This is a genomic window from Vagococcus sp. WN80Y (genome assembly GCF_059621045.1).
In genome coordinates this window covers 1-1,781 of the sequence record NZ_JCAQHY010000057.1, presented here as the reverse complement: position 1 = coordinate 1,781, position 1,781 = coordinate 1, and the positions used below count along the sequence as shown (strand labels likewise).

At 40.2% G+C, this 1,781-nt stretch carries 1 protein-coding gene; it reads left to right on the top strand.

The annotated features are described in order from the left end of the window. Positions 1-27: 27 nt before the first annotated feature. On the top strand, positions 28-1,781 hold a 1,754-nt coding region (locus AC5KOD_RS02680; RefSeq protein WP_496912997.1), incomplete at its 3' end, for a type IV secretory system conjugative DNA transfer family protein.

The window sequence follows — 1,781 nt, the reverse complement described above, 5'->3', positions numbered from 1 at the left end:
GGAAAGCTCAGAAATGGAGAGAGTGAGATGAAACATAAAATAAATGCGCTAGTCTGGTACAAAATGACTTGGCAAAGACCATTTACTTTTGACAATATAGTTTCGTTAGTTAGTCACATTGCCACTAGCGAATCTAAAAACCGACCGCTAGTGTTTGAGGTTCGTTCAGACGGTGGCAAGATTAACTATTTTCTAGGCATGGAGAAAACAGAAGTGAAAAATATCATGCAACTGTTTAAATCACATGGCAATATCGAGTTTGGACAAGAACTACGAGCAGACACTACGCTTAGAAAGCCTGTAAAAGTCGCTCAGAAGATCCAAATGACAAAACCTATACTTTCACTCAAAACCGACAATGCTGAGAACCTAGCCCGCACCACGCTTGCTGGTATGGCTCAGGTAGCAACTGGCGACCAAATCGCAATTCAAATTATAATTGGCTCAAATACGCTTCAACCTGAGAACTTGCCTAAAAATCTACCTTCTCCAGAGGCTAGCTGGTGGAATGTTATTGCTGGCAATGTGCCAAACGCCTCTAGTGATATTAGAACGTCCATAAAAGACAAAGTTAGTTCACATCGTTTACCCTGTGTGATTAGAATAGGCGCTTATGCAAAAGAGGAAGCCAAAGCTAGAAGTTACATTTTAAACGTCTTATCTTCCCTTAGAAGTTTAGAAGCTCGTGGCATACGTATTTCTTTACAAAAAGAACAACCGCTTTATCTAAATCAAGCTAAGACTATGTTTAGATACCCACTTAAACTAAACGTCAAAGAATTGGCAAATTTGTTTTTACTACCCGTTGGCGAATTAGATTTTCTAGGAGTTGCATCACTCCATCCAAAAATCTTATTGCCACCTAAAAACCTGAGGAATCCAACAAAAAATATTCGTGCCTTTGGCGAAACTTTGAACGAAAACCCAGACGACAAACGTCTTTTGCACCTTGATTTGCACAATGCTTTAAAAAATTTGTTTGTTGTTGGACCGACTGGCTGTGGTAAAAGTCAACTTTTAGAGAATCTTTGCCTTGCAGATATTTCAAACGGTTATGGTGTCGTCGTGATTGATCCAAAATATAGTTTGGTGGCTTCGATCGCCGAAAAGATACCAGAACACCGTTTAAAAGACGTGGTTATTCTGGATTTAACCAGCAACCACCCACTAGGCATAAATCCACTTAGCTTTATTGACGGTAAAAGTCCTGAACTAGTCGCTGAGACGGTTTTAAGTAGCTTACGTGGATTGTTCCCAGACTTTGGAATTTACACCGAAGAGCTACTCACAACTGGCTTGCTAACGCTTGCCAGAAATAAGAACACTACTCTTTTACATTTACCCTTATTATTCACTAACGAAAAATTTCGCCACAAGATGACCGCCAGCCTAACGGACATGTATTTAAAGAGCTACTGGCAAGCCTTTGAAGCTCAATCCGAAAAAGACCGCAACCAACAATTAGCCCCACTTATTCGCCGTTTAAACGTACTTTTAATGCGTCCAGCTTTCAGGGGCTGTTTAGGACAAGCAGAGCCAAAGTTTAACCTGGAAGATGTGTTCACAAAAAATAAAATTCTATTAGTTCCGTTAAATTCTGGCGTCGTTGGGCAAACGGTGGCTGAAATGGTCGGTAGTTTAATAATTAATTTACTATTTGATGTGGCAATGAAGCGAGCCGAACTAAGCGAAGAACAAAGGCAGCCGATTTCTTTGGTGGTGGACGAATTTCATGCCTACATTAAAAAATCGGCTGGTAAATTTGAACAAATTTTGGCGCT